Source organism: Streptomyces sp. NPDC048257 (genome assembly GCF_043201855.1).
Lineage (GTDB): Bacteria > Actinomycetota > Actinomycetes > Streptomycetales > Streptomycetaceae > Streptomyces.
Window position 1 is genome coordinate 20,214 of sequence record NZ_JBICZI010000026.1, and the last position, 25,817, is coordinate 46,030.

Below are 25,817 nucleotides of genomic sequence, written 5' to 3' on the forward strand. Positions count from 1 at the left end.
GCCCCCCGCCCCGCCCCCCCCCCCCCCCGCCCCGCGGGGGGGCCCCCCCCCCGGCCCCCCCCCCGGGGGCGGGGGGGCGGGGGGGGGGGGCGGGGCCCCCCCCCCCCCCCGGCCCGGTCAGGCGTTGGCCGGCGCCTCTTCCTCGCTGGGGGAAACCTCCCTCGGCTTGGCCACGCCGCGCGCCGAGCGCTTGGCGCGGCGGCGCTCCTTGCGGAGCTCGACCATCGTGTAGAGGGTCGGCACCAGCAGCAGCGTCAGCAGGGTCGAGCTGACCAGGCCGCCGATCACCACGACCGCGAGCGGCTGCGAGATGAAGCCGCCCTCGCCGGTGACGCCCAGCGCCATCGGGAGCAGCGCGAAGATCGTCGCCAGGGCCGTCATCAGGATCGGGCGCAGGCGGTGCCGGCCGCCCTCGATGACCGCTTCGACGACGCCCAGGCCCTGGGCGCGGTACTGGTTGACCAGGTCGATCAGGACGATCGCGTTGGTCACGACGATGCCGATGAGCATCAGCATGCCGATCATCGCCGGGACGCCCATCGGGGTGCCGGTGATGATCAGCAGGCCCAGTGCGCCGGTCGCCGCGAACGGGATGGAGACCAGCAGGATCAGCGGCTGGACCAGCGACCGGAAGGTCGTGACCAGCAGCATGAACACGATCGCGATGGCCGCGAACATGGCCAGGCCGAGGGAGCCGAAGGCCTCGTCCTGGTCCTCGGAGACTCCGCCGATGGAGGCCGTGGCGCCCTCCGGCAGGTCCAGGGCCTTGAGCTTGGTCTGGAGCTCGGTGCTGACCGCGCCGGTGTTGTCGCCGAGCGGCCGTGCGGTGACGGTGGCGGCGCGGGCGCCGTCGATCCGGGTCATCGCGACCGGGCCGGGGACCTCCTTGACCTCGGCGATGTCACCGAGCTTGACCGGGCCGACCCGCAGCGCCCGCAGTTCGGCCAGGGTGGTGGCCGGCTGCGCGGACTTGATGACGATGTCCCGCTCGGTGTCGTCCAGTACGGCCTTGCCCGCCGGGTTGCCCCGTACGGCCTGCCCGACGACGGCGCCGAGCGCGGCCTGGTCCAGACCGGCCTCGGCCGCCTTGGGGGTGGCGGTCACGGAGATGCGGGGCACGGACTGGGACAGGTCGCTCTGCACGTCGGCGACGTTCTTGAGCTTCGCCACCTCGGCACGCACCTGCTCGGCGGCCTCGGCGAGGACCTTGGCGTCTCCGGCCTTGACGACCACGCTGAGGTTCTGGCTGCCGAAGCCGTCGCCCGCCACGATGCGGGTCTCGCCGATGCCGTCGAGGGCGGCCAGCTTGTCCTCGATGCCCTTCTTGACGGCGTCCGCCTTGCCGGAGTCCTTCAGGGTGACCTGGTACGAGGCCTGGTTGGAGCCCGTACCGCCGCCGAAGGCCGCGAGGAAGCCGGAGGAACCGACGGTGACCTGGTAGGTCTTGACGCCCTCGACCGAGCCGAGCACCTTCTCGATCTTGCGGCTCGCCTCGTCGGAGGCGGCCAGCGAGGTGCCGGGGGCGAGCTCCTGCTTGACCGTCAGGACTTCCTGCTCGCCCTGGTCGAAGAAGTTGGTCTTCAGCATCGGGGTCATCGCGAAGGTGCCGATGAGGACGACGACGGCGATGGCCACACTGGTCAGCCGGCGCCGGGTGGCGAAGCCCAGGACGCGGACGTAGAAGAGCTGGAGGCGGCTGCGCGCCTCCTTCTCCTCGGCCTCGCGGCGGGCCTTCGCCGCGCTCTCGGCGTTCCCGGGATCGACGCCCTTGGGCGCGCTCAGGAACCAGTACGAGAGCACCGGTACGACCGTCAGCGACACGAGCAGCGAGGCCAGCAGGGCCGCGGTGACCGTGAGCGAGAACGAGCCGAAGAGCTCGCCGATCATGCCGCCGGTGAGACCGATCGGCAGGAAGACGGCGACGGTGGTGAGGGTGGAGGAGGTGACCGCGCCGGCGACCTCCTTGACCGCGGTGATGATGGCGGCCTCGCGCTCCTCGCCGTAGCCGAGGTGGCGCTTGATGTTCTCCAGGACCACGATCGAGTCGTCGACCACGCGGCCGATGGCGATGGTGAGCGCGCCCAGGGTCAGCATGTTGAGCGACAGGTCCTGGGTCCACAGCACGATGAGCGCGAGGACGACGGACAGCGGGATGGAGACCGCGGTGACCAGCGTCGAGCGCAGCGAGGCGAGGAAGACCAGGATCACGATCACCGCGAAGAGCAGGCCGAGCAGGCCCTCGGTGGTGAGACTGGAGATGGACTTGGCGACGGCCGGGCCCTGGTCGCTGACCACGGTCAGGTCGGCGCCGGCGCCGAGTGCGGTGCGCAGCTGGGGGAGCTTGTCCTTGACCGCGTCGGAGATGGCGACGGCGCTGCCGTCCTTGTCCATGGTGAGGACGAGGGCGAGGCTGGGCTTGCCGTTGGTCCGGGTGATGGAGACGGCCTTGGCCGGCTCCTGCTTCACGGCGGCGACGTCCCCGAGGCGGACGGCGGGCTTGCCCGGGCCGGGGCTCAGGCGCAGGTCCTGCAGCTGCGCGAGGGAGGTGTAGCCGGAGCCGACGCGCACGGTCCGGTTCTTGCCCGCCTCGTCGAAGGAGCCGGCGGGAACGGACGCGCCGCCCGCCTGGAGGCCCTGGGCGAGGGAGGCACCGTCGAGGCCGGCGGCCGCGAGCTTGGCGTCGTCGGGGGTGACGGTGACCTGGAGGTCCTGGACGCCGTCGACGGTGACCTGGCCGACGCCCTCGATGTCCGTCAGGACGGGGACGACGGAACGTTCCAGCTGGTCGGCGAGCGCCTGCTGGTCCTTGTCGGAGGTGACGGCCAGGATGACGGTCGGGATGTCGTCGGTGGAGCCGGCCACGACCTGCGGGTCGACCTCGGCGGGCAGCCGGACGCGGGCCCGGTTGACGGCCTGCTGGACGTCTGCGACGAGCTGCTTGGTGCCGCTGTCGCCGTAGTCGAAGGTGGCCATGATGAGGGCGTTGCCCTCACTGGCGGTGGAGGTGATGCCGGTGAGGCCGTCGACACCCTTGAGCATGGCCTCGATCGGTTCGATGACCTGCTTCTCCACCACGTCGGGCGAGGCGCCCTGATACGGCGCGAGCACGGAGACCATCGGCAATTCGATGGAGGGCAGCAGCTGCTGTTTGAGCTGCGGGATGGCTATGGCGCCGAAGAGGAGCGCGACGATCGACACGAGGCCGACCAACGCCCTTTGGGCAAGGCTGAAGCGGGACAGCCAGGACATGGGTATGGGATCTCTCTGCAGTGACGAACGCGAGGGCACCCCCACCCTGTCCCATCGCGGTGGTGCGTTTCGTCGCTCGCAGGTGCCGTCCTTATGTGCGGCATACCGCGTCTGGAGTACGTCGTATGGGGCGGTGTTACTCCCCGCGGGGGCGGACCAGTCCCGATTCGTACGCAATAACCACCAATTGGGCCCGGTCGCGGGCGCCGAGCTTGGCCATGGCCCGGTTCACATGGGTCTTGACGGTCAGCGGGCTGACCTCCAGCCGTCCGGCGATCCCGTCGTTGGACAGCCCCGCCGCGACGTGTACGAGGACCTCGCGCTCCCGGACGGTCAGCGCGGCCAGCCGCTGTGCGTGCGCCCCGGCCGAGCCTCCGGCGACGGCGGGTTCGGCCCCGCCGCCCTGGGCGAGGAAGGTGGCGATGAGCCCTTTGGTGGCGGCCGGGGAGAGCAGCGCCTCGCCGGCCGCGGCGACGCGGATGGCGTTGAGCAGTTCCTCGGGCTCGGCGCCCTTGCCGAGGAAGCCGGAGGCGCCGGCCCGCAGTGCCGCGGCCACGTACTCGTCGACCTCGAAGGTCGTCAGCATCACCACGCGCACGGCGGCGAGTTCGGGATCCGCGCTGATCATGCGGGTGGCGGCGAGCCCGTCGGTCCCGGGCATCCGGATGTCCATGAGGACGACGTCGGGCCGCGTGCTGCGGGCGAGTTCGACGGCCTGGGCCCCGTCGGAGGCCTCGCCGACGACTTCCATGTCGGGCTCGGAGTCGACGAGCACCTTGAAGGCGCTGCGCAGCAGCGCCTGGTCGTCGGCGAGCAGCACCCTGACGGGCGCGGCGGAGGGCGGGTCCGTCGCAGTGTGGTCCACGGGGTGAGGGTACGCGGGCCCGCCGCCGGCCCGCTCAGCCCAGGGCGAGGACGATCAGCGCGGTGGTCGCCGCGACCTCGGCCAGGGCGCCGAAGACGTCGCCGGTGACCCCGCCGAAGCGGCGTACGCAGCGGCGGAGCAGCAGTTGCGCGACGAGCAGGGCGGCCAGGACGGCCGCCGCCTGCCGGCCGGCGGCGAGCGGGCCCATCGGGAGGGCGGCGGCTGCTGCGGCCATGACGACGAGCGCGGTGATCGCGGCGGCGGCGCCGCGCGGGACCACCCCGGCGACGGCGGCGCCGAGTCCCCCGGGGCGGGCCGCGGGGACGCCTTCGCGGGCGGCCAGGGTCATGGCGAGGCGGGCCGCCACGGCGGCGACCACGGCGGCGAGGGCGCCGCGGATCCAGCTGCCGGCGTAGATCTCGGCCAGGGCGGCCACCTGCACGAGCAGTACGAGCACCAGGGTCACGACGCCGAAGGGGCCGATGTCGGACTGCTTCATGATGCGCAGGGCCTCGTCGGCGGGTTTGGAGCTGCCGAGGCCGTCCGCCGTGTCGGCGAGTCCGTCCAGGTGCAGTCCCCGGGTCAGCGCGGCCGGTACGGCGACGGTGAGGGTCGCGGCGAGCAGCGGGCCCCCGCCGAGCAGCAGCAGGAGCACTCCGGGGACGGCCGCGAGCAGGCCCACGACCAGTCCGGCCAGCGGGGCGCAGGCCATTCCGGTGCGGGCGGCGGGGCGGTCCCAGCGGGTGATGCGGGCGGGCAGCACAGTGAGGGTGCCGAACGCGAAACGGACGCCGTCGAGGAACGCGGCGCGTTCCGCGGGCGGCGTCGGGGGCGGGCCGTCGAACGAATCTGTCATCGGCGGGAACGGTACCCGCTCGGCGTGAGCGGTAAATTACCCATTACGTTCCAAATAGGGAGTCAGTGGGATGGGTCACTGGTGGTATCGGAACATCATCGAACCGGGGAAGCTGCCCCTCCTCCTCGCCCTGCTCTCCTTCGTGATGTCGTTCCTGGTCACTCGCGTGATCACCCGGCTGATCCGGGCGGGCCGGGGGCCCTTCAAGAACGTCACCCCGGGCGGTCTGCACATCCACCACGTGGTGCCGGGCGTGATCCTCGTGATCATCGGCGGGTTCGGCGCGGTCGGCAGCGGCCGGCACGGCTTCGGCGCGGGACTCTCCGCCGTGCTCTTCGGTCTGGGCGCGGGCCTGGTCCTGGACGAGTTCGCGCTGATCCTGCACCTCGACGACGTCTACTGGAGCGAGCAGGGCCGCAAGAGCGTGGAGATCGTCGTCGTGACGGCCGCCGTGGTGGCCCTGGTCCTGGGCGGATTCGTACCCTTCGGGGTGAACGACCTGTCCGCCGAGGAGCGCCAGAGCCGCGGGCTGGTCGTCATGAACGCGGCCACGAACTTCTTCCTGGCCCTGATCGCCCTGTGGAAGGGCAAGGCGCGCACGGCCCTCTTCGGCCTGGTCGTCCCCCTCGTCGCGCTGGTCGGCGCGATCCGGCTGGCCCGGCCCGGGTCCCCGTACGCGAAGAAGTTCTACGCGAACCGTCCGCGCGCCCGGGCCAAGGCCGGGCTGCGCGCCTTCCACCACGACCGGCGCTGGGCGCGGCCGCGCCGCCGGTTCGAGAACTTCATCGGCGGGACCCCCGACCCGGAGCACACCGTCTCGCTGGAGAAACCTCCCCCGCAGTGAGAACGACGGCGGGCCCTCCCCCGTGCAGGGGAGGGCCCGCCGTCGTGTCGGTGCGCCGGACCGGATCGGCCCGGATCGGCCGCGGGTCAGCCCGGGATCAGGCCGTCGTCGCTGAGCATCTCCCGGACGTCGTCGAGCGTCGCGTCGGGGGCCGGCAGGATCAGCTCGGACGGCTCCAGCGCGTCGTCCGGGAGCGGCTCGCCGAGTCTGCGCACGGCGTCGAGCAGCGCACCCAGCGTCCGCCGGAAGCCCTCCTCGTCACCGCCCTGCATCTCCGCGAGCAGTTCGTCATCCAGCTTGTTGAGCCCGGCGAGGTGGCTGTCGGCCACCTCGACCTGGCCTTCCCCCATGATGCGGACAATCATGACGGGCCCCGTCCTACTGCTTGTCGAACCGGTGCGGAGTCTGCGGCTGCTGGCCGTTGCCCTGGGCGCCGCCCTCGATGGCCTGCTGCTGGGCGGACGGGCCGCCCGCCAGCTCGGCCTTCATGCGCTGGAGCTCCAGCTCCACGTCCGTACCGCCCGAGAGGCGGTCCAGCTCGGCCTGGATGTCGTCCTTGGAGCCGAGTCCGCTCTGGTCGTCGAGCGCGCCGGAGGCCAGCAGCTCGTCGATCGCGCCCGCCCGGGCCTGCAGCTGGGCGGTCTTGTCCTCGGCCCGCTGGATGGCCAGGCCGACGTCGCTCATCTCCTCGGAGATGCCGGAGAAGGACTCCGCGATCCGGGTCTGCGCCTGGGCCGCCGTGTAGGTGGCCTTGATGGTCTCCTTCTTCGTGCGGAAGGCGTCCACCTTGGCCTGGAGGCGCTGGGCGGCGAGCGTCAGCTTCTCCTCCTCGCCCTGGAGGGTCTGGTGCTGCACCTCCAGGTCGCTGACCTGCTGCTGGAGCGAGGCGCGACGGGACAGGGCCTCACGGGCCAGGTCCTCGCGGCCCAGGGCGAGGGCCTTGCGGCCCTGGTCCTCCAGCTTGGCGGACTGCCCCTGGAGCTGGTTCAGCTGCAGCTCCAGACGCTTGCGGGAGGTCGCCACGTCGGCGACTCCGCGGCGCACCTTCTGCAGCAGCTCCAGCTGCTTCTGGTACGAGTAGTCGAGGGTTTCGCGCGGGTCCTCGGCCCGGTCAAGGGCCTTGTTCGCCTTCGCGCGGAAGATCATCCCCATACGCTTCATGACACCGCTCATGGGCTTCGCGCGCCCCCTTCTAGACGGACTGTGCTCCAGGTCACCGACAGGACCCACAGTACGGGCCCTGTCTCCATTACCGCACTGTTCGAGGACGGATGCGCTCCTCCTCCAGGACGACTACGCCAGCGCCCCATCAGGCGTAAGGAGTAGGTGATCCCAGGAGAACGGGCCCACCGCACGCACCGTGCAATGGGAAGACGCCCGCCGTTGCCGGATCGTTCCCCAGCGGGGTGGGGGCCATGCCCGCAACCACGTAGGCTTGGGTTTTGTGTTTGGTAGCCGCTCCTCCAAGGAAGAGAAGGCCGCCGCCACCGACAAGGTGAGCGCCGACCTCTCGCAGCCCCGTGACCCGCAGGCCCCGAAGGGCCGCCCTACGCCGAAGCGTGCTGTGGCCCAGTCGCAGCGCAAGAGCGTGGTGGCCTCGACAGGCAATCGCAAGGAGGATGCCAAGCGAGCCCGTGAGCGTCGCCGTACCGAGATGGCCAAGCAGCGCGAGGCGCTGGCCAGCGGCGACGAGCGTTATCTGCCCGCCCGTGACAAGGGACCCGTGCGCCGGTTCGTCCGCGACTACGTGGACTCCCGCTACTCGGTCGCCGAGATGTTCCTGCCGCTGGCAGTGGTCATCCTGGTGCTGAGCATGATCCGGCAGCCGGCGATCCAGAGCGTCGCGCTGATGCTGTGGCTCGGCGTGATCGTCCTGATCCTCCTCGACTCCATCGGCCTGGTCTTCCGCCTGCGGAAGTCCCTCGTCGAACGCTTCCCGGACGAGCCCCGCCGCGGCGCCATCGCCTACGGCCTCATGCGCACCCTCCAAATGCGCCGGCTCCGCCTGCCGAAGCCCCAGGTCAAGCGCGGGGAACGGCCCTGAGCCGAGCGACGCCCGGTACATCGGGGGAAGGCTTCGCGGAAGGCGCACGGCTCTGGCTGGAAGGCCTGGGCGGACTGCGCAACGCCGTCCGGCAGGAGCTCGTGGGCCGGCAGGTCGACGAGCAGATCGCGCACCGCTTCCCGGTCGGGCAGCGGCTGCGCGTACTCGACGTGGGCATGGGCCAGGGCACGCAGGCCCTGCGGCTGGCCCGCGCCGGCCACAAGGTGACGGGCCTCGAGCAGGACGCCGGCATGCTGGCCGTCGCCCGTGAGGCGCTGGCCGCGGAGCCCGCCGGGATCCGCGACCGCGTCCGCCTCATGGAGGGCGACGGCCGCGAGACCGGCGCCCACTTCCTGCCGGGCAGCTTCGACGTGGTGCTGTGCCACGGGGTGCTGATGTACGTACCCGAGCCGGACGCCATGCTGGCCGGGCTGGCCCGGATGCTGGCCCCCGGCGGTCTGCTGTCCCTGCTGGTGCGCAACGGCGACGCGCTCGCCATGCGGCCGGGCCTGGACGGCGACTGGAAGGGCGCGCTGGCCGCGTTCGACTCCGTCGACTACACGAACCGGCTGGGCCTGGACGTCCGCGCGGACCGGCTGGGCGGGCTGACGGCGACCCTCTCGGGGATCGGCGCCCCGCTGCAGGCCTGGTACGGCGTACGCGTCTTCACCGACGGCACCGAGGCGGGCGAGGTCCTGCCGCCCGACGAGGAGCTGGAGCAGCTCCTGGCCGCCGAGGACCGCGCCGGCCGCAGCGACCCCTACCGGGGCGTGGCCGCGCTGCTGCACCTGTGCGGGGTACGGGGCTGAGCCCTGACGGAACGACGGAGCCGCCGGGTCGTGACCCGGCGGCTCCGTCGTTCCCGCCCTCACCCGGCGGCTACGCCTCGAGGGCGTCCCGCAGGCTCATCGTGTAGAGCTCCGTCCCGCTGTCGTCGGACAGCTTCACCCGCTCGGTGCCGCCCTCCAGCAGGTCCTTCCAGTACTCGCCGATCCAGGATTCCGCGTCGCCCTGCGTGGTGAACTCCTCGGGCACCACCGACGGGCTCGCCTCGCTGCCGTCGGCCGTCTCGAACCGCCACGTCCACGCCATGTCGCCTCCGTTGCTCGCACACTTCGTGTCCTGAGTCTGCCCGCAGACTAACCGGGCGCGCAGCAGTCTCGGCGACGCGGGAGGATCATCCTGTGGAACTCACTCTGCTCGGCACCGGTACACCCGAGGGCCTGCCCCGGCCCGGCTGCCCCTGCGCGGCCTGCGCGGTCTCCGTCGGCCCGCGCTCCCGCGCCGCCACGGCCCTCCTCGTCGACGGCGCGCTGCTGCTGGACCTGACTCCCGGGGCGGTGCTGGCCGGCGCCCGGGCCGGGCATTCGCTGGCCGGTGTGCGGCAGGTCCTCCTGACGCACCCGCACGACGGGCCCGCGGTCGAGCTGCCGCCCGGGCTGCCGGCCGCCGGGCGGGTCCCGGACGGGCAGGAGCTCGCGGTGATCTCCGGGCACCGGGTGCGGGCCGTGCCGATGGACGCGCCGGGCACCGGGTACGAGGTGACCGGCCCGGACGGCGGCCGGCTGCTGTACCTGCCGCCCGGCGGGGCCCCGGCCGGGACGGCCGACCGGGCCGGGCTGCGCCCGTACGACATGGTGCTCGCCGATGTGCTGGGCCGGCCCGAGGCGCTGGCGCGGCTGCGGGCGAGCGGCGCGGTCGGCCCGGCCACGGACGTGATCGCCGTCCACCTGGACCACGACGTCACGCCGGGCCGGGAGCTGGCCCGCCGGTGCGCGACCGCCGGGGCGCGGGTGGTGCCGGACGGGACCACCGTGGTCGTCGGGGAGTACCGCGCGACGGCGGACCTGCCGCGCCGGACCCTGGTGCTGGGCGGAGCCCGCTCCGGCAAGTCCGTGGAGGCGGAGCGCCGGCTGGAGTCCTTCCCCGAGGTGGTCTACGTGGCCACCGGCGGCACCCGTGACGGGGACGCGGAGTGGGCGCAGCGGGTGGGCCTGCACCGGGAGCGCCGGCCGGGGAGCTGGCGGACGGTGGAGACGTGTGATCTGGCGCCGCTGCTGGCCGCAGACGGGCCGCCACTGCTGATCGACTGCCTGGCGCTGTGGCTGACGGACGCGATGGACCGGGCCGGGGCCTGGGACGACTCGGTGTGGGCGAAGGGCGGCCGGCACCAGCTCGCCGAGCGGACGGCCGAGCTGGTGGCGGCCGTCCGCGCAACCCGTCGTCCGGTGGTACTGGTCAGCAACGAGGTCGGCTCGGGCGTCGTCCCGGCGACCGCCTCGGGCCGCCGCTTCCGCGACGAGCTGGGCCGGCTGAACGCGAGGGTCGCGGGCGAGTGCGAGCACGTACTGCTCGTCGTCGCGGGCCAGGTGACCGTACTCAAGGACTAGGCCGTCTCTTCCGGATCTTGCCGGGGCCGTCCTGCCCGGACAATGCCCGGCCGGGAGAGGCGGGTTGGTCCGCCGGGCGCTCGCGCGGGACCGGGCCGCAACCGCTCGTCCAAGGCCTGAGGGAGGGCCTCACCGGCTGTACTCTCTGGCAGATGAGCACGCTGAATCTCGACGACTTCTCCGATCTGATCGAGCGCCCCGACGGGGGCGTCCGGCGTGATGCCGAGGAACGCCGTGAGCGCCTCGCCGTGCCGCCCGGCGCACTGGGCCGGCTCGACGAGCTCGCCGAGTGGCTCGCCGCCGCGCAGGGGCGGGTTCCGGTCAAGCCGATCGAGCGTCCCCGCGTGGTGCTGTTCGCCGCCGACCACGGGATCGCCGCCGAGGGCGTCTCCGCGCGGGCCGCGTCCACCGGCCACGAACTGGTGCGGGGCGTCCTCGACGGGACCAGCCCCGTGGCCATCCTGGCCGGCCGGCTCGGCGCCACCATACGGATCGTCGACGCGGGCCTCGACTGCGATCCCGAGCTGCTCCCCGCGGACGTCGTCCGGCACCGCGTACGGCGCGGCAGCGGCCGGATCGACGTGGAGGACGCGCTGACGGCCGAGGAGGCCGAGGCCGCGGTGCGGCTCGGGATGCGGATCGCCGACGAGGAGGCCGACTCCGGAACGGATCTGGTCGTCCTCGGCGACCTCAGCGTCGGCGGGACCACCGTCGCCGCGACCCTCGTCGCCGCCCTGTGCGGAACCGACGCCTCGGTGGTCACCGGCCGCGGCGGACTGCCCATCGACGACCTGGCCTGGATGCGCAAGTGCGCGGCGATCCGCGACGCGCTGCGCCGGGCCCGCCCGGTCCTGGGCGACCAGGTGGCGCTGCTGGCCGCGGTCGGCGGTGCGGACATGGCCGCCATCACCGGTTTCCTGCTCCAGTGCGCGGTGCGCCGTACTCCGGTCATTCTCGACGGTGTGGTTTCGGCCGCCTGCGGGCTGGTGGCCCAGCGGGCTGCGTTCCGGGCCCCCGACTGGTGGCTGGCCGGGCAGGCGAGCGGCGAGCCGGGCCAGGCGAAGGCACTTGACCGGATGGCGCTCAACCCCGTGCTCGATCACGGCGTCACAGTAGGTGAAGGTACCGGGGCACTGCTGGCTCTCCCCCTCGTCCAGGCGGCCGCCGCACTCGCGGCGGAACTCCCTGAGCGGGCGGCGGCGGAGCCGACGGAATGAGCCGCCGGGGCCCCCGGTCCTGACCAGGCCGTGGTCCCCGACCGCACAAGGACGGACAGCCGCGCCCCATATGATCGCTTTTTATGGGAGAGGTCCGTTTGACCAGCGCAGAGACCGACCGCACCGCCTCACCGGCGTCCGGTCCGTCAGCCGGCAGGAAAGAGACCGGCGGCGACCCCGCCGGCAGGGTGGCGGGGGGCGGCCGGGAGACCGGCCGGGGGAGCACCCGCTCAGGGCGCGGCGCCGCGTTCGCGGTGTGGTACCTGCGCGTCGTCACCTTCGTCAACTTCCTCAGCGCGGTGTGGGTCTCGCTCGGGCAGGACCTTCGGCGCCACAACGTCGAGGACTTCTACACCCCGTACATGCTCACCGCGGGCTTCGCCTCCGGGCTGTTCACGCTGCTGCTCGCCGTCACCCTCGGCCGCCGCAAGCGGGCCTCCTGGATCCTCAACCTCGTCCTCAGCGGCCTCCTGGCCCTGCTGCTCGCCTACGCCCTCTACGCGTACGAGGAGATCCGCGAGCACCCGCAGAACTGGGTCTCCCTGGCCCTGACCGCCGCCTTCACGGGGGCCCTGCTGCTGGGCCGCCGCGAGTTCTACGCCAAGGGCGACCGCTCCAACCCGGCGCTCGCCACCGCCGTCGCCGCCGTCGGCCTGCTGATCACCTCGCTGGTCGCGGCCCTGCTCGTCGGCGCCACCAACACCTCGCCGCTCAGCGCCGACGCCTCCTTCCCGGCGCGCTGGAAGTACGGCGTGATGCGGCTGATCACCCTGGCCCCCGACGACCGGGCCTACGAGGCGATCACCACGCCCGGCTGGGTGGACGTCTTCGTCAACGTCATGTCGATGCTGCTGCTCCTCGCGGTGCTGTTCGCCGCCTTCCGCTCGCGCCGCGCCGTCGACCCGATCAGCGAGGAGGACGAGGAGCGGCTGCGGGCACTGCTGGCCCGGCAGGGCGACCGGGACTCGCTCGGCTACTTCGCGCTGCGCCGCGAGAAGTCCGTCATCTGGTCCCCCACCGGCAAGGCCGCCGTCACCTACCGCGTCGTCGGCGGGGTCTCGCTGGCCTCCGGCGACCCGATCGGCGACCCGGAGGCCTGGCCCGGCGCCATCGACCCGTGGCTGGCCGAGGCCCGCGAGCACGGCTGGGTGCCGGCCGTGATGGGCGCGAGCGAGGAGGCCGGGCAGATCTACGCCCGGCACGGCCTGGACGCCCTCGAACTCGGGGACGAGGCGATCGTCGAGACCGCCGAGTTCACCCTGGAGGGCCGCGCCATGCGGACCGTCCGGCAGGCGTTCAACCGCGTCAAGCGGGCCGGGTACACCGTCCGCATCCGCCGCCACGCCGACATCCCGGCCGACGAGATGGCCGAGCTGGTGCGCCGCGCCGACGACTGGCGCGACGGCGCCACCGAGCGCGGCTTCTCCATGGCACTGGGCCGACTGGGTGATCCCGCAGACGGCCAGTGCGTGATGCTGGAGTGCACCGACGGCAACGGCGATCTGCGGGCCGTGCTGTCCTTCGTACCGTGGGGACCCAAGGGTCTGTCGCTGGACCTGATGCGCCGTGACCGGGACTCCGAGAACGGCCTGATGGAGTTCATGGTCATCGAACTCCTGGAACGCTCCAAGGAGATCGGGGTCACCCAGGTCTCCCTCAACTTCGCGATGTTCCGGTCCGTCTTCGAGCGCGGGTCCAAGCTCGGCGCGGGTCCGGTGCTGCGGATGTGGCGCTCGCTGCTCAGCTTCTTCTCCCGCTGGTGGCAGATCGAGTCCCTCTACCGGGCCAACGCCAAATACCGGCCGATCTGGGAACCGCGGTTCATGCTCTTCGAGAAGAGTTCGGACCTGCTGCGGATCGGTGTCGCGGCCGGCCGGGCCGAGGGCTTCCTGGAGGCCCCCGGCCTTCCGAAGTGGCTGCACCGCAGACACCTGGAGACCCGCCGTTGACAGCGTGGAACACCTCTCCACCACGGCGGTTCGCCCGCCGTGAGTGGGGACCCATCTTCCGGACCGTCCGTGACACCCTCGTCCGCGACAAGTGGCGGGCGGTCCCGATGACCCTCGGCGCGGTCTGCCTGACCTCGGTCTTCCAGATCGTGCAGAACACCCCCTGGGGCTTCCAGCCGGTCCAGAACCTCGGGTCGGTCAAAGCGGTCGACCCGTTCTGGCTGGCCCTCCTGCGCACCCCCCTGTCGCTGTTCGTCCCGGCCCTGGACCTGCCGGTGTGGGGGGCGCTCGCGCAGATCCTGCTCGTCTTCGGGATCGCCGAGATCTGCATCGGCTGGTGGCGCACGCTGCTGGTCGGCTACGTCGCCACCCTCGCCGGGACCACGTACGCGCGCATCGGGCTCGCGCTGGGGGCCGACCATCCCCTCGGCCTGCCGGTGTCCGACCGGATCGTCAACGACACCGGCCCCTCTGCGGCGGTGGTCGGGCTGGCCATCTACGTCTGCTGGCGCTACCGGGCCTACCTGACCGGAGCCCTGGTGATCCTCGTGATGATCGCCGAGGTGGTGATCAAGGACAACCTGGCGGGCAAGGAGCACCTGGCCGCCATCGCCGCGGTCATGGCGGTGTGCGTGGTCCGGGCGCAGTGGGGTCCGGTGAGCGCCCGGGTCGCGCTGGGGCAGCACTCCCACCCGCCGTCGTAGGGGGCCGCGGCGGGCGAGGCCGTACCGTATCCGGGTGACGACAGACCTCGGGCGGTTCGCCCCCACCCGACAGTGGATGCGGGCCCATCCGCTCGCCACCGACGCCGTGCTGGCGTTCGGGGCGTTCGTCGCCATGGTGGTCGGCTCCTTCGCCGATCCGCACGGAGCGCACGGGCCCACCTTCGGGACGCGCACCCCCGAGCCGTTCTCGCTGCTGCTGATGCTGCTCGGCGCGGCCGCCCTGGTCTTCCGGCGCCGGCAGCCGCGCGCCGTGCTCGCCGTGACCTGCGGGCTGTCCCTGCTGGAGCTGACCACCGGGGAACCGCGGGCGCCCGTCGCCATGTGCACGGTGATCGCCCTGTACACGGTGGCCGCCCACACAGACCGGCCGACGACCTGGCGGATCGGGCTGCTCACCATGGCGGGGCTGACGGGCGTGGCCATGCTCGCCGGGCCGCTGCCCTGGTACGCGCAGGAGAACATCGGGATCTTCGCCTGGACCGGGATGGCCGCGGCCGCCGGTGACGCGCTGCGCAGCCGGCGGGCCTTCGTCGACGCGATACGGGAACGGGCCGAGCGGGCCGAGCGCACCCGGGACGAGGAGGCCAGGCGGCGGGTCGCCGAGGAGCGGCTGCGGATCGCCCGGGACCTGCACGACGTGGTGGCCCATCACATCGCCCTGGTCAACGTGCAGGCGGGAGTGGCCGCGCACGTCATGGACAAGCGGCCGGACCAGGCGAAGGAGGCGCTGGCGCACGTACGGGACGCCAGCCGGTCGGCGCTGAACGAACTGCGGGCCACGGTGGGGCTGCTGCGGCAGTCCGGCGACCCGGAGGCGCCGACGGAGCCCGCGCCCGGGCTGAGCGTCCTGGACGAGCTGGTGGACACCTTCCGGCACGCCGGGCTGCCGGTGGAGGTGATCGTCCAGCTGGACGGGGAGGCGGGGCCGCTGCCGGCGGCCGTGGACCTGGCGGCGTACCGGGTGATCCAGGAGGCGCTGACGAACGTGCGCAAGCACGCGGGGCCGGGGGCGAGGGCGGAGGTCAGCGTGGTCCGGGTCGGGCCGTCGGTGGAGGTGACGGTCCTCGACGACGGCGGCGAGACGAACGACCCGGCCGCGGCCGACCCGGGCGGTGGCCACGGCCTCCTCGGCATGCGGGAGCGCACCGGCGCCCTGGGCGGCTCCTGCTTCGCGGGCCCCCGCTACGGCGGCGGCTACCGCGTCCACGCCATCCTCCCCTTCGCCTAGGGGCCCCCTGCTTCGGCCTCGCCACCATCAGCCTCGCCGGCGAGGCTGGAAATGCCCCGGGCGAGCCCGAAGGCGGCGACGGGGAGTCGGACTGCGAAGGTGCCGGCGAGGCTAGCGGCAGACCTGGCGCCACGCGTCGAGGTCGTACCGCTTCTGGAGCGAGCTGAACTCCGCGGCACGCGCGCGCGGGCACCAGCGGCTCAGCCGGCCCTCGTACTCGACGTGGAAGACGGCCTTGCCCGCGGCGATGAACGGGGCGTACCGGTCGCACTCCTCGTACTCCATGCACTGCTCGTTCACCGCGAAGTCGAAGTCCCCCACCAGCTGCGGGATCTGGTCCAGGTCGTTCTTCAGGCCGACCGCCATGCCCCGGTCGTGCGCCAGCCGGGCGATCAGCCGGTTGTACGCCAGCTGGTCGTCGGCGGTCAGGGGGAAGCCGGACCTGTTCGCGTAGCCGTCCATGTTGTCCGGCTCCACCGCGTCGAAGCCCTTCTCCTTGCACATGTCGAACCGCTTGGCCATCAGCGGCTCGAGTTCCGCCACGCGCCGGATGTCCAGCCAGCGCTCGCCGTCCCAGCCGTTGCCCTCGCCCAGCATCGTCTTCGGGAAGGCCTCGGCGTCCGGCCGGAAGTCCTCCCAGGCGCCGGTGGAGAGGTAGCAGATGGTCTTGCGGCCCTCCTTCTTCAGGGTGGCGATCTGCTCCTTGGAGGTGTTGAACCCGTCGACGTCGTACACCGCCGCCTTCACCGAGGTGTCGAGCTTCCCGGTGAGCTGCCACTGCCAGCCCACCCCCGGCTTCGGCTGCCAGCGCTCCCCCGGCGGCGGGTCGGGCGACAGCTCGTCCGGTTCCGGGTCCGGCTGCGCCGTGCACGCGGCGAGCAACAGCAGGGGGACGGCCAGCAGGAGTGCGAGCCCGCGTCTCATCCCGCCGCCTCCAGGGCGTACGGGAGGGTCCCCCAGGGGTGCGCGCCGCTGCCCGGGACGGCGCAGTGCACCCCGGCCCCGCGTTCGGCCGCGAGTTCCTCGGCGAGCCGGGCGGCGAGCGCGCCGGGCGGGACGGCGTACACGAGGTGGCAGAACCGCCCCGCCGGGTGGTCCGCGGTCCAGGGCGGCGCGGCGGCCGCGTCCCGGTAGGCGTCCCAGGGACCCTCGAAGGTGACGAGCAGGTCGGCGAGTTCGGCGTAGCCGGGGTGCGGGTGGACCCCGTGGTTGAGGACGAGGGTACGGGCGCCCGCGGCCCTGGCGGCGACCGCGAGCCGCCCGTAGTGCGGGAGCAGTCCCGGGTCGGCCGAGGCCTGGTCGAGGAAGGCCCCGTCGGTGGCGTACCAGTCGCGGTGGCGCAGCAGGTCCTGCACCACCTCGGCGTGCGGCCGCCGCCCGTAGTCGGTGTCGGCGTACCCGAGGACGGGCACCCCGGCCTCGCGCAGCCGCTCGGCGACGAGGGCGAACCGCTCGTCGCGGGCGGCACCCGGCCCGCTGTCGGGGTTGAGCACCACCGAGTGCAGCCGGCCCGCGGAGCGGATGAGCCGCTCCCAGGCCTCCGGCCGGTCGGCGGGGTGCTCGTAGAGGGGCACCAGCAGCATGGGGTCCTTCTCCTCGTACGGATCGTGCGTCATCGGTGGGCGGTCGCGCGGCCGAGGAGCAGGCAGACCAGGGCGGCCAGTACGGTGGCGGCCGCGCCCGCCACCACCAGCTGGACCGCGCGGGGCTGACCCAGGCCGGTGAGCAGGGCCAGGCTCTGGGCGACGGCGGCCGAGGAGCAGACCACGGCCGCGGGCCGGACCGCCCCGAAGGACTGCAGGAGCAGCCCCGTCCACATCACGGCCCCGAGCAGCAGCAGGGTCGCGATCCGGACCCCGGTGAGGACGGGGGCGCCGGGCCAGAGCAGGGTGCCGGCCAGCCCCAGGGTCAGCAGCACCGTCAGGTAGTGGGCGAGGCAGCGGGTCAGGGTGCCGAGCATCCGGCGCCGGAAGGCACGCGGTGAACGGGCCCCCTGGAGCCCGGAGAGGCTGCCGCTGCGGAACCGGTGGAGCAGCCATTCGGCGGGGCCCATGCTGAGGGTGAGGGCCACCGCCGAGGGGGCGGCGACCGCCTCGGCGGGACCTCCGGCGAGCACCTCCCCGAGGGCGGCGTACAGCACGAGCAGGCCGGTGCCGAGGCCGAAGACCCCGTAGGGCACCGAGTCCCCGAGCCGGGGCCCGCGGGGTGCGAACTCCTCCTCGGCGCCGCGCAGCATCTGCCAGCGCACGGGGCCCTGGCCGGGCCGGCGGGCCGCCCAGCCGCGGATCCGGTGCGCGGCGGCCCGTAGTCCGTCGGCCAGCGGGAGCTCCCGCACGGCCAGGGTGCAGGCGGCCAGCAGCGACACCACGAGCAGGGTGACCCGTACCGGCACGGGCAGGTCGACGAAGAGCGCGAGCAGCGCCCCGGCGGCCATCGGGCCGAGGGCGGCGAGCAGGAGCCGCTCCCGGCCGAGGACCAGCAGGACGGTGGCGGCCCCGACGTAGAGGGCCTGTCCGGCGGCGAAGGCGTAGGAGAAGGGCGGCCCGCCGGGCACCGCCAGTGCGGCGGCCGTGCCCAGCAGGGATCCGACGGGCGCGCCGACGAGCAGGGTCCGCCCGGCGGCGGCCCGGTCGCCGAGGCCGAGCCAGGAGTAGGCCCGGTGGGACAGGGTCTGGTCCCAGACCCAGCCGATGAGCGCGCCGGCGAGCAGGGTCAGCGTCCCGGCCGGCAGGCCGAGGCGGTCCTGCGGGCCTTCGAGCAGGGGCGCGCCGAGCAGGTAGGCCAGGCCGGGCAGGGCGAAGATCACCCCGCGCAGCAGGCAGGCGGTGAGGGAGACCTTCCAGGGGTCGGGGGCGGCGCCCGGCTCCGGGAAGGAGCGGGGCACCCGGGCGTAGAGCTCCTCGGCGAGGGCGAAGGAGTCGTGCCGGCCGTAGGTGAGCCGGATGTACTCGTCCGTCATGCCGTCGGATTCGAGGATGGCGGCGATCTCGTCGGGGTGGACGGCCGAGGCGACGAACCCGTCGAGGCGCTCGGCGAGTTCGTCCATCGGGTCGGCGGCGACGGTGGTGCCCCGGCCGTCGCGGCGCGGCCGGGGGATGGCCGGGAGCGTGTCGGCTCCCGGGCCGGAGCCCGGGCCGGGGGGCTTGAGCCAGAGGGATCCGCTCACCACAGGCTCCCGTCGGCCGCGAGTTCGCGGTACCAGGGATCGGCGAGCCGCTGGGTCCATTCGTCGCCCGCGTGGACGGGCAGGACGGGCTGGCCGGCGAGTTCCCGGTAGATGTGCCGGAAGCCGTCGACGGACTGGTGGAGGGTGAACTTCTCCACGACCCGCTTGCGGGACATCCGGCCGAGCTCGGCCCGGCGTGCGTCGTCGCGGAGCAGGGCGAGGGTGGCGCGGGCCATGGTCTCGGGCTCGCGCGGCGGTACGACGAGGCCGGTGTCGCCGACGGCCTCGCGGACTCCGCCGACGTCGGTGGAGACGGTGGTGCGGCCGCAGGACATGGCTTCGATGATGCTGAAGGGGAAGCCCTCGCTGATGGAGGAGAGCATCACGACGCTGCCGGCCGCGTAGGCGCGGGCCACCTGCTCGATGCGGCCCTCGTAGGTGATTCCGTCGCTGACCCCGAGTTCGGCGGCGAGCTTCTCCAGGCGGAGCTGGTACTCCTCGCAGCCGGGCGGCACGGGGCCGAAGAGGCGCAGCCGCAGGGCGGGCAGTTCCTCGCGCATGAAGGCGTAGGCCCGGATGAGGGTTTCGAGGTCCTTGATGGGGTCGATGCGGCCGCACCAGCTGAGGGTGGGCACGTCCGGTTCGGGGCCGGCCTCGGGGAAGGCGTGCGGGTCGACGCCGTTGTAGACGGTGCGGATACGTTCCGACTCGGCGCCTCCGCGCTCCTCCCAGCGGCGGTTGTACTGGTTGCACGGGGTGATCAGGTCGGCCTGCCGGTAGCCCTCGGTGTTGAGCTCGCGGTAGAAGCCGAGCATGAGCGCCTTGACGGGCCAGCGCTGGGCGGCGCTGCGGTAGCCGAGGTAGCGCTCGCGCAGGTAGATGCCGTGCTCGGTGAGCAGGAAGGGGACCCCGTCGAGGTAGGTGGCGGCGAGGGCGGGGAGGGTGGCGAGTCCGCTGCTGACGGCGTGCGCGACGCTGTCGGGCGGGATCCGGACACTGAGCGGGCGCAGCGCGTGTTCCAGCAGGTCGGTGGCGGTGAGCGCGTCGTGGATGGTGGGCTCGGCCTCGGCGGTGGCGAGACCGGGGCGGGTCCATACGGTCATCAGCAGCCGCAGAACCGATTCGGAGCGCAGCGCCGGTGCGAGTTTTCCGGCCCGGGCGAGGACGGCGAGTTCGCGCAGGGCTTCGGAGAAGGTGTGCCGGGCGGGATCGCCCGCGGGGTCGAGCAGGGAGAGCAGGAAGCTCTCGTAGACCTCGGTGAAGCGGCGGTGGGCGCGGCCGCGCAGGGCCGACCGGCGGCTGCGCGGGGGAAGCGGCCCCCACAGCGGGAAGGCGGTGTGCCGGTAGACGTTGCGGGGCAGTTCCCAGGTGACCGGCTCTCGTCCGGAGCCGGTCAGGGCTATGACGTTGAAGTCGACCTCCGGCATGCCCCGGACCAGTTGGTCGCACCAGGTGCTGACGCCCCCGTGGACGTGCGGGTAGGTGCCTTCGGTGAGCATGGTGACGTGACGCCCATGACTCATGCGGTGTGTCCCCCCAGGACGGAAAAGGGGCCGGCGCCCGTGGGTTCGCGGAGCGCCGGCGCTAGGTGGTACCAGTGGTGGCGTGCGGGACGGTCAGTTGGGCAGCTTGAGCGTGACGGCGCTCTGGAGCAGCTCGGGACCGGCCCAGGCGGAGCGGGTACCGGCGTACGCGGTGCCGAAGTCGGCGGTGCCGAGCAGCATCTGCTTCTTGGTGCCGGTGGGGGCGGTCACCGGGGCGACGACCCCGGAGGGCGCCTTGACGGTGACGTCCTTGCCGATGCGGTAGGCGGTGACCTTGCCGTCCGCGAGGGCCTTGTCCCAGGCGGCGCGGCGCTGGAACTCGACGCCGGTGTCCTTCATGCTCTGGTTGACGATCGGCGCGCTGGGGGCGTAGAGGGCGCGGTAGGTGTCGAGGACCTGGTTGAGCACGGGGTAGAGGGTGCGGTCCTCGGCGAGGTTGGACTGGTGGACGTAGTGCGGCCGCGGGTCGTTGGCCAGGACGTGGCGCAGGGCGGTGCGGGCCTCGGCCGGGACGATGGTGTCGAGGTAGCCGGTGTTGACGTTCAGCGGGGCCGGGAGACAGGTGGAGGTCGCCGGGTTGTCCTCGCAGACACCGCTTCCGCCGTGGGCGCGGCTGGTGTAGATCCAGTTGTACTCGTCGGCCATCTCGGCGTTGGTGCCCGTGTTGTAGTACACGTTCATCGGGTGCCGGGGGACGGTGAGGGCCGAGCCGACCGCTCGCTGCGCGGGTTCGCGGGAGTTGTCGCTGCCGGCCCACTTGACCCCGTTGTCGGCGAGGGCGCCGGCCAGGTTGGGGTTGTCCACGGCCTGCTGGGGGGCGGTCTTGAGGCCGGAGTGCTCGCCGGTGACCAGCTCGGACCGGTCGGTGGTGATCCCCTTGGTGGCGGCCCAGTTGTTGTTGTCGCGGATCTGGGCGGAGATCTCGGCGCGGCTCATGTACTGGATCGCGCCCTGGGCGTTCTTCGTACAGGTCCACGGGGTGACGGCGGTGTTCTGGACGCAGCCGAGGAACGGGTGGGTGTAGGTGTGGTTCATCCACCGGTACTTGGCGCGGTCGGCGACGAGCTGGGCGGTCAGTGCGTCGGCGCCGCCGTTCTCGGCCTTCCACTCCTCGCCGGCGCCGCCGTTGAAGAGCATGTCGAGCTTGAAGTTCTTGGACGTCTGCCACTGCGCCGCGTACACGGCGTCGGCGGCGCTCATCCGGATGGTGCTCTCCTTGCCCTCGCCGCCCGCGCAGGCGTAGTCGCCCGGCGTGCAGTTCAGGTCCTTGTTCCAGCGGGCGTCGGGGGCGAAGACGTCGTCGACGTGGACCGCGAAGTAGTTGCGGCTCTGGCCGAGGTGCACCCCCTGGGTCAGCCAGTCGACGATGCCGCGGGCGAGCAGCCGGAACTGCTGCTGGTACTGGTTGTAGCCGAAGGTGACGACCAGTTCGCTGCGGCCGTCGTGCGCGTACTCGCCGACGAGGGAGGCCCGGCCGGATCCGACGGGGGCGTCGACGTAGCTGGTGTAGCCGGGGCGCGGCTTGCCCATGAAGCCGAAGCTCTCGGGGACCAGGGCCGAGTTGTCCTCGAAGGTGACCTGGCCGCCGAGGTAGGCGAAGGGGCCGGCCTTGCCGGCGGTGGTGACGGCGGCCTGGGTGCCGTCGAGCTGGCCGCTGTAGCCGCCGTTGTCGGTGTATTCCAGCCCGACGCCCGGGTGCGCCCAGGTGTAGGCGTCGACCTGGCGGATGCCGTAGGTCGTCTCGTACGCGGCGAGCGCGGCCATTTCGGCCGAGCCCTCGCCGAACGGGTTCTCGTTGGGCAGGACGACGCCCTGGTACTTGGCGCGCGGACGGCCGTCCACGGTGTCGGCGAGGAAGCCCGCGTTGATGACCGGGCGGCCGCTACTGCCCAGCTGGACGCGGGTGTAGGGCACCCCCGTGTCCCTGAGTTCCGCGGTGATCGCCTCGACCGAGCTGCCGCCGTCGTCGACGACCAGCACCTTCAGGTCGATGCGCGGTGTCACGGCCGCCGTGGCGGTCGCGGCGGGTACTGCCACGGACACCAGGGCTGCTGCGGCCATCATCGCCGCGACCCTGTTCATCCGATTCTTGTTGACCATTTCGGCCTTTCCCCCCGCAGGCGTCCCTCGACTCGGCCCTTGGCGGACAGCCGGGCCTGGGAGGCTCTGTGGAAATCATGCAAAGGAACCCCGCGTCCCCTTGCGAGAGTGGACCGAGTCTCTCGGACCTCGTCAGGTCTACGAGGCAAACCTGGAGCAGAGTCCACAGATGGGTGAACCTGACGGCCCCTTGATCGAACAACTTGCCAAACCTTCGAGTGACGTACGGACGAGCGCGTACGCGTAGGCTCATTTCCGGCGGCCGTCGGGCCCGAATACGATCGCTACGGATGGCCGTCCACCCACTCGGCCCACACATACAAACGGAAGCGAGACTTCACCACCGTGACTGCTCTGACTCTCAGCACTGCCGGCGCGGCGACGCTCCGCGCCGACGCCCTCGTGGTCGGCGTGGCGAAGGGCCCCAAGGGACCGATCGTCGCCGCGGGCGCCGAGGCCGTGGACAAGGCTTACGACGGTAAGCTCGCCGGCATCCTCGACGCGCTCGGCGCCTCGGGCGGCGAAGGCGAGATCACCAAGCTGCCGGCCCCGGCGGGCCTCAAGGTCCCGGTCGTGCTGGCGGTGGGGCTCGGCTCCGTCCCCGAGAAGGACGAGTCGTTCGACGAGGAGGTGCTGCGCCGCGCCGCCGGCGCCGCCGCCCGCGCGCTGCACGGCACCAAGAAGGCCGCTTTCGCCCTCCCCCTGGACGACGCCTCGGCCGTCACCGCCGTCGCCGAGGGCGCGCTGCTGGGCGCGTACGCCTTCACCGCCTACCAGGGCGGCGGGAAGAAGGCCGCCAAGAACGGTGGCCCCAAGCTGCCGCTCGCCGAGATCGCCCTGCTCGGCGCCAAGCCGCGCGACAAGGAGCACAAGGCCGCGGCCGAGCGCGCCACGGTCGTGGCCACCGAGGTCAACATCGCCCGTGACCTGGTCAACACCCCGCCGAACGACCTCACCCCCGAGGCCTTCGCCGCCGTCGCCTCCGCGACCGCGAAGGAGAACGGCATCAAGGTCCAGGTCCTGGACGAGAAGGCCCTGATCAAGGGCGGCTACGGCGGCATCATGGGCGTCGGCAAGGGCTCCGAGAACCCGCCGCGCCTGGTGAAGCTCTCCTACACCCACCCCAAGGCGGAGAAGACCCTCGCCTACGTCGGCAAGGGCATCACCTACGACTCGGGCGGCATCTCCCTGAAGCCGGCCGGCCACAACGAGACGATGAAGTGCGACATGGCCGGCGCCGCCGCCGTCTTCGCCGCCGTCGTCGCGGCCTCGAAGCTGGGCCTCCAGGTCAACGTGACCGGCTGGCTCGCGCTCGCCGAGAACATGCCGTCCGGCTCGGCCACCAAGCCCGGTGACGTCCTGCGCATGTACAGCGGCAAGACCGTCGAGGTCCTCAACACGGACGCCGAGGGCCGCCTGGTCCTCGGTGACGCGCTGACCAAGGCCTCCGAGGACGCCCCGGACGCGATCGTCGACGTGGCCACCCTGACCGGCGCCATGGTGCTGGCCCTGGGCAACCGGACCTTCGCCGTCATGGCGAACGACGACGCGTTCCGCACCTCGGTCCACGAGATCGCCGAGGAGGTCGGCGAGGCCTCGTGGCCGATGCCGCTCCCCGCGGACCTGCGCAAGGCCATGGACTCCCCCACCGCAGACATCGCCAACATGGGCGAGCGCATGGGCGGCGGCCTGGCGGCCGGCCTCTTCCTGCAGGAGTTCGTCGGCGAGGGCATCACCTGGGCCCACCTCGACATCGCCGGCCCGGCCTTCCACGAGGGTGCCCCGTACGGCTACACCCCCAAGGGCGGCACCGGCTCCGCCGTGCGCACCCTGGTGCGTCTGGCCGAGCGCACGGCCACGGGCGACCTGGGCTGACCACCGCGTGTGATGTGACGTGACGCACCCCGGGCGGGGTCAGGGCCCGGGGTGCGTCCGTCTGCGTCCGCGTGTGCCCGTCTCACGGCGAAACCTCAAGGAATCGGTAGGTATCTCCGTAGGTACCTACGCATCGGTAACCCTCGGTCCGGGCTGATCGCCCCATCACATCGTGGGCCCGGCGTCCCGCGTTCCCCCGACAAATGCGAAGATGGGTTCTCGGCAGGACAGGGCCCCCACCACAGGGCCGAAGAAACAAGCGGCCGATTACCAGCCGCCGCCCGGTCACAGAGGACCGGTGCCCGGCGCACATGCATGGAGGACGTGACGTGGCGAACGACGCCAGCACCGTTTTCGACCTAGTGATCCTCGGCGGTGGCAGTGGCGGTTACGCCGCGGCGCTGCGCGCATCCCAGCTGGGTCTGGACGTTGCCCTGATCGAGAAGAACAAGCTCGGCGGCACCTGCCTGCACAACGGCTGCATCCCCACGAAGGCTCTGCTGCACGCGGGCGAGATCGCGGACCAGGCTCGTGAAGCCGCCCAGTTCGGTGTCAAGACCTCCTTCGAGGGCATCGACATCGCGGGTGTCCACAAGTACAAGGACGAGGTCATCTCGGGCCTGTACAAGGGTCTGCAGGGCCTGGTCGCCTCCCGCAAGGTGACCTACATCGAGGGAGAGGGCCGCCTCTCCTCCCCGACTTCCGTCGACGTGAACGGCCAGCGCGTCCAGGGCCGCCACATCCTGCTCGCGACCGGCTCCGTGCCGAAGTCGCTGCCGGGCCTGAACATCGACGGCAACCGCATCATCTCCTCGGACCACGCGCTGGTCCTGGACCGCGTCCCCGAGTCGGCGATCGTCCTGGGCGGCGGCGTCATCGGCGTCGAGTTCGCCTCGGCGTGGAAGTCCTTCGGCTCCGACATCACCGTCATCGAGGGCCTCAAGCACCTCGTGCCGGTCGAGGACGAGAACAGCTCGAAGCTGCTGGAGCGCGCGTTCCGCAAGCGCGGCATCAAGTTCAACCTGGGCACCTTCTTCGACAAGGCCGAGTACACGGAGAACGGCGTCCGCGTGACGCTGGTCGACGGCAAGACCTTCGAGGCCGAGGTGCTGCTGGTCGCGGTGGGTCGCGGCCCCGTCTCGCAGGGTCTGGGCTACGAGGAGCAGGGCGTCGCGATGGACCGCGGCTACGTCCTGGTCGACGAGTACATGCAGACCAACGTGCCGACCATCTCGGCCGTCGGTGACCTCGTCCCGACCCTCCAGCTCGCGCACGTCGGCTTCGCCGAGGGCATCCTGGTAGCGGAGCGTCTGGCCGGCCTCAAGGCCGTCCCGATCGACTACGACGGTGTCCCGCGCGTCACCTACTGCCACCCCGAGGTCGCTTCCGTCGGCATCACCGAGGCCAAGGCCAAGGAGATCTACGGCGCGGACAAGGTGGTGGCCCTGAAGTACAACCTGGCGGGCAACGGCAAGAGCAAGATCCTCAAGACCGCGGGCGAGATCAAGCTCGTCCAGGTCAAGGACGGTGCCGTGGTCGGCGTCCACATGGTCGGTGACCGGATGGGCGAGCAGGTCGGCGAGGCCCAGCTGATCTACAACTGGGAAGCTCTGCCGGCCGAGGTCGCGCAGCTCATCCACGCGCACCCGACCCAGAACGAAGCGATGGGCGAGGCCCACCTGGCCCTCGCCGGCAAGCCGCTTCACTCCCACGACTAATTCGTCACGGGCGCGACGACCACTTCCGCACTTTCGTTAGGAGCAAC

General features: G+C 72.4%; 21 protein-coding genes. 10 read left to right on the forward strand and 11 right to left on the reverse strand.

Annotated elements, in window-relative coordinates; translation table 11 throughout:
- Positions 1 to 117 precede the first annotated feature (117 nt).
- From ACGFZK_RS32000 to ACGFZK_RS32010, 3 genes are all read right to left on the reverse strand, one after another.
- Positions 118 to 3,249: an efflux RND transporter permease subunit gene (locus ACGFZK_RS32000; RefSeq protein WP_393852345.1), complete on the reverse strand. Its 3,132-nt coding sequence runs from the start codon at positions 3,247 to 3,249 to the stop codon at positions 118 to 120.
- 136 nt (positions 3,250 to 3,385) lie between these two features.
- The gene (locus ACGFZK_RS32005; RefSeq protein WP_393852346.1) at positions 3,386 to 4,114 is read right to left on the reverse strand and encodes a response regulator; all 729 of its coding nucleotides are present in this window, start codon (positions 4,112 to 4,114) and stop codon (positions 3,386 to 3,388) included.
- Positions 4,115 to 4,148: 34 nt separating this feature from the next.
- A complete protein-coding gene (locus tag ACGFZK_RS32010; RefSeq protein ID WP_393852347.1) occupies positions 4,149 to 4,970 on the reverse strand; it encodes an adenosylcobinamide-GDP ribazoletransferase in 822 nt (273 codons plus the stop codon).
- A gap of 70 nt (positions 4,971 to 5,040) precedes the next feature.
- On the opposite strand from ACGFZK_RS32010, the gene ACGFZK_RS32015 reads away from it, so the two are divergent.
- Positions 5,041 to 5,814 carry a hypothetical protein gene (locus tag ACGFZK_RS32015; RefSeq protein ID WP_393852348.1) on the forward strand — a complete coding sequence of 258 codons (774 nt, stop codon included), beginning with the start codon at positions 5,041 to 5,043 and terminating at the stop codon, positions 5,812 to 5,814.
- Between the two features lie 86 nt (positions 5,815 to 5,900).
- On the opposite strand, the gene ACGFZK_RS32020 is transcribed toward ACGFZK_RS32015, so the two are convergent.
- Both ACGFZK_RS32020 and ACGFZK_RS32025 read right to left on the reverse strand, forming a co-directional pair.
- Complete coding sequence (locus ACGFZK_RS32020) at positions 5,901 to 6,179, reverse strand: hypothetical protein (RefSeq protein WP_393852349.1); 279 nt, start codon at positions 6,177 to 6,179, stop codon at positions 5,901 to 5,903.
- A gap of 13 nt (positions 6,180 to 6,192) precedes the next feature.
- Complete coding sequence (locus tag ACGFZK_RS32025; RefSeq protein ID WP_301371625.1) at positions 6,193 to 6,987, reverse strand: PspA/IM30 family protein; 795 nt, start codon at positions 6,985 to 6,987, stop codon at positions 6,193 to 6,195.
- Between the two features lie 262 nt (positions 6,988 to 7,249).
- On the opposite strand from ACGFZK_RS32025, the gene ACGFZK_RS32030 reads away from it, so the two are divergent.
- Both ACGFZK_RS32030 and ACGFZK_RS32035 read left to right on the forward strand, forming a co-directional pair.
- The gene (locus ACGFZK_RS32030; protein WP_393852350.1) at positions 7,250 to 7,858 is read left to right on the forward strand and encodes a DUF3043 domain-containing protein; all 609 of its coding nucleotides are present in this window, start codon (positions 7,250 to 7,252) and stop codon (positions 7,856 to 7,858) included.
- A 65-nt stretch (positions 7,859 to 7,923) separates the two neighbouring features.
- Positions 7,924 to 8,667, forward strand: coding sequence for a class I SAM-dependent methyltransferase (locus tag ACGFZK_RS32035; protein ID WP_393852397.1), 744 nt, complete (start codon positions 7,924 to 7,926; stop codon positions 8,665 to 8,667).
- Between the two features lie 70 nt (positions 8,668 to 8,737).
- Here the strand turns inward: ACGFZK_RS32035 and ACGFZK_RS32040 are convergent, their stop codons facing one another.
- A complete protein-coding gene (locus tag ACGFZK_RS32040; RefSeq protein ID WP_393852351.1) occupies positions 8,738 to 8,950 on the reverse strand; it encodes a hypothetical protein in 213 nt (70 codons plus the stop codon).
- 92 nt (positions 8,951 to 9,042) lie between these two features.
- On the opposite strand from ACGFZK_RS32040, the gene ACGFZK_RS32045 reads away from it, so the two are divergent.
- The 5 genes from ACGFZK_RS32045 to ACGFZK_RS32065 all read left to right on the forward strand — a co-directional run bounded on the left by ACGFZK_RS32045 (position 9,043) and on the right by ACGFZK_RS32065 (position 15,367).
- Complete coding sequence (locus ACGFZK_RS32045; protein ID WP_393852352.1) at positions 9,043 to 10,248, forward strand: bifunctional adenosylcobinamide kinase/adenosylcobinamide-phosphate guanylyltransferase; 1,206 nt, start codon at positions 9,043 to 9,045, stop codon at positions 10,246 to 10,248.
- A 152-nt stretch (positions 10,249 to 10,400) separates the two neighbouring features.
- Positions 10,401 to 11,465 (forward strand): nicotinate-nucleotide--dimethylbenzimidazole phosphoribosyltransferase, encoded by a 1,065-nt coding sequence (gene cobT, locus ACGFZK_RS32050; protein ID WP_393852353.1) that lies wholly within the window; start codon positions 10,401 to 10,403, stop codon positions 11,463 to 11,465.
- 83 nt (positions 11,466 to 11,548) lie between these two features.
- Complete coding sequence (locus ACGFZK_RS32055; protein ID WP_393852354.1) at positions 11,549 to 13,414, forward strand: phosphatidylglycerol lysyltransferase domain-containing protein; 1,866 nt, start codon at positions 11,549 to 11,551, stop codon at positions 13,412 to 13,414.
- Positions 13,411 to 14,118 (forward strand): hypothetical protein, encoded by a 708-nt coding sequence (locus tag ACGFZK_RS32060; protein WP_393852355.1) that lies wholly within the window; start codon positions 13,411 to 13,413, stop codon positions 14,116 to 14,118. The genes ACGFZK_RS32055 and ACGFZK_RS32060 overlap by 4 nt, the downstream gene beginning before the upstream one ends.
- Positions 14,119 to 14,194: 76 nt before the next feature.
- Positions 14,195 to 15,367 (forward strand): sensor histidine kinase, encoded by a 1,173-nt coding sequence (locus ACGFZK_RS32065; protein ID WP_393852398.1) that lies wholly within the window; start codon positions 14,195 to 14,197, stop codon positions 15,365 to 15,367.
- Between the two features lie 111 nt (positions 15,368 to 15,478).
- Here ACGFZK_RS32065 and ACGFZK_RS32070 read toward each other — a convergent pair whose 3' ends face one another.
- From ACGFZK_RS32070 to ACGFZK_RS32090, 5 genes are all read right to left on the reverse strand, one after another.
- Positions 15,479 to 16,291 (reverse strand): endo alpha-1,4 polygalactosaminidase, encoded by an 813-nt coding sequence (locus ACGFZK_RS32070; protein ID WP_393852356.1) that lies wholly within the window; start codon positions 16,289 to 16,291, stop codon positions 15,479 to 15,481.
- On the reverse strand, positions 16,288 to 16,983 hold the full coding sequence (locus tag ACGFZK_RS32075; RefSeq protein WP_393852357.1) for a spherulation-specific family 4 protein: 696 nt from the start codon (positions 16,981 to 16,983) through the stop codon (positions 16,288 to 16,290). Before ACGFZK_RS32075 ends, ACGFZK_RS32070 begins: the two co-directional genes overlap by 4 nt.
- Positions 16,980 to 18,533: a hypothetical protein gene (locus ACGFZK_RS32080; RefSeq protein WP_393852358.1), complete on the reverse strand. Its 1,554-nt coding sequence runs from the start codon at positions 18,531 to 18,533 to the stop codon at positions 16,980 to 16,982. Before ACGFZK_RS32080 ends, ACGFZK_RS32075 begins: the two co-directional genes overlap by 4 nt.
- Complete coding sequence (gene pelF / locus ACGFZK_RS32085) at positions 18,530 to 20,056, reverse strand: GT4 family glycosyltransferase PelF (protein ID WP_393852359.1); 1,527 nt, start codon at positions 20,054 to 20,056, stop codon at positions 18,530 to 18,532. The genes ACGFZK_RS32080 and pelF overlap by 4 nt, the downstream gene beginning before the upstream one ends.
- Before the next feature lie 93 nt (positions 20,057 to 20,149).
- Complete coding sequence (locus tag ACGFZK_RS32090) at positions 20,150 to 22,177, reverse strand: hypothetical protein (protein ID WP_393852360.1); 2,028 nt, start codon at positions 22,175 to 22,177, stop codon at positions 20,150 to 20,152.
- A gap of 345 nt (positions 22,178 to 22,522) precedes the next feature.
- On the opposite strand from ACGFZK_RS32090, the gene ACGFZK_RS32095 reads away from it, so the two are divergent.
- On the forward strand, positions 22,523 to 24,052 hold the full coding sequence (locus tag ACGFZK_RS32095) for a leucyl aminopeptidase (protein WP_393852361.1): 1,530 nt from the start codon (positions 22,523 to 22,525) through the stop codon (positions 24,050 to 24,052).
- A gap of 329 nt (positions 24,053 to 24,381) precedes the next feature.
- Positions 24,382 to 25,770: a dihydrolipoyl dehydrogenase gene (gene lpdA / locus ACGFZK_RS32100; RefSeq protein WP_393852362.1), complete on the forward strand. Its 1,389-nt coding sequence runs from the start codon at positions 24,382 to 24,384 to the stop codon at positions 25,768 to 25,770.
- The last annotated feature ends 47 nt before the right edge of the window (positions 25,771 to 25,817 follow it).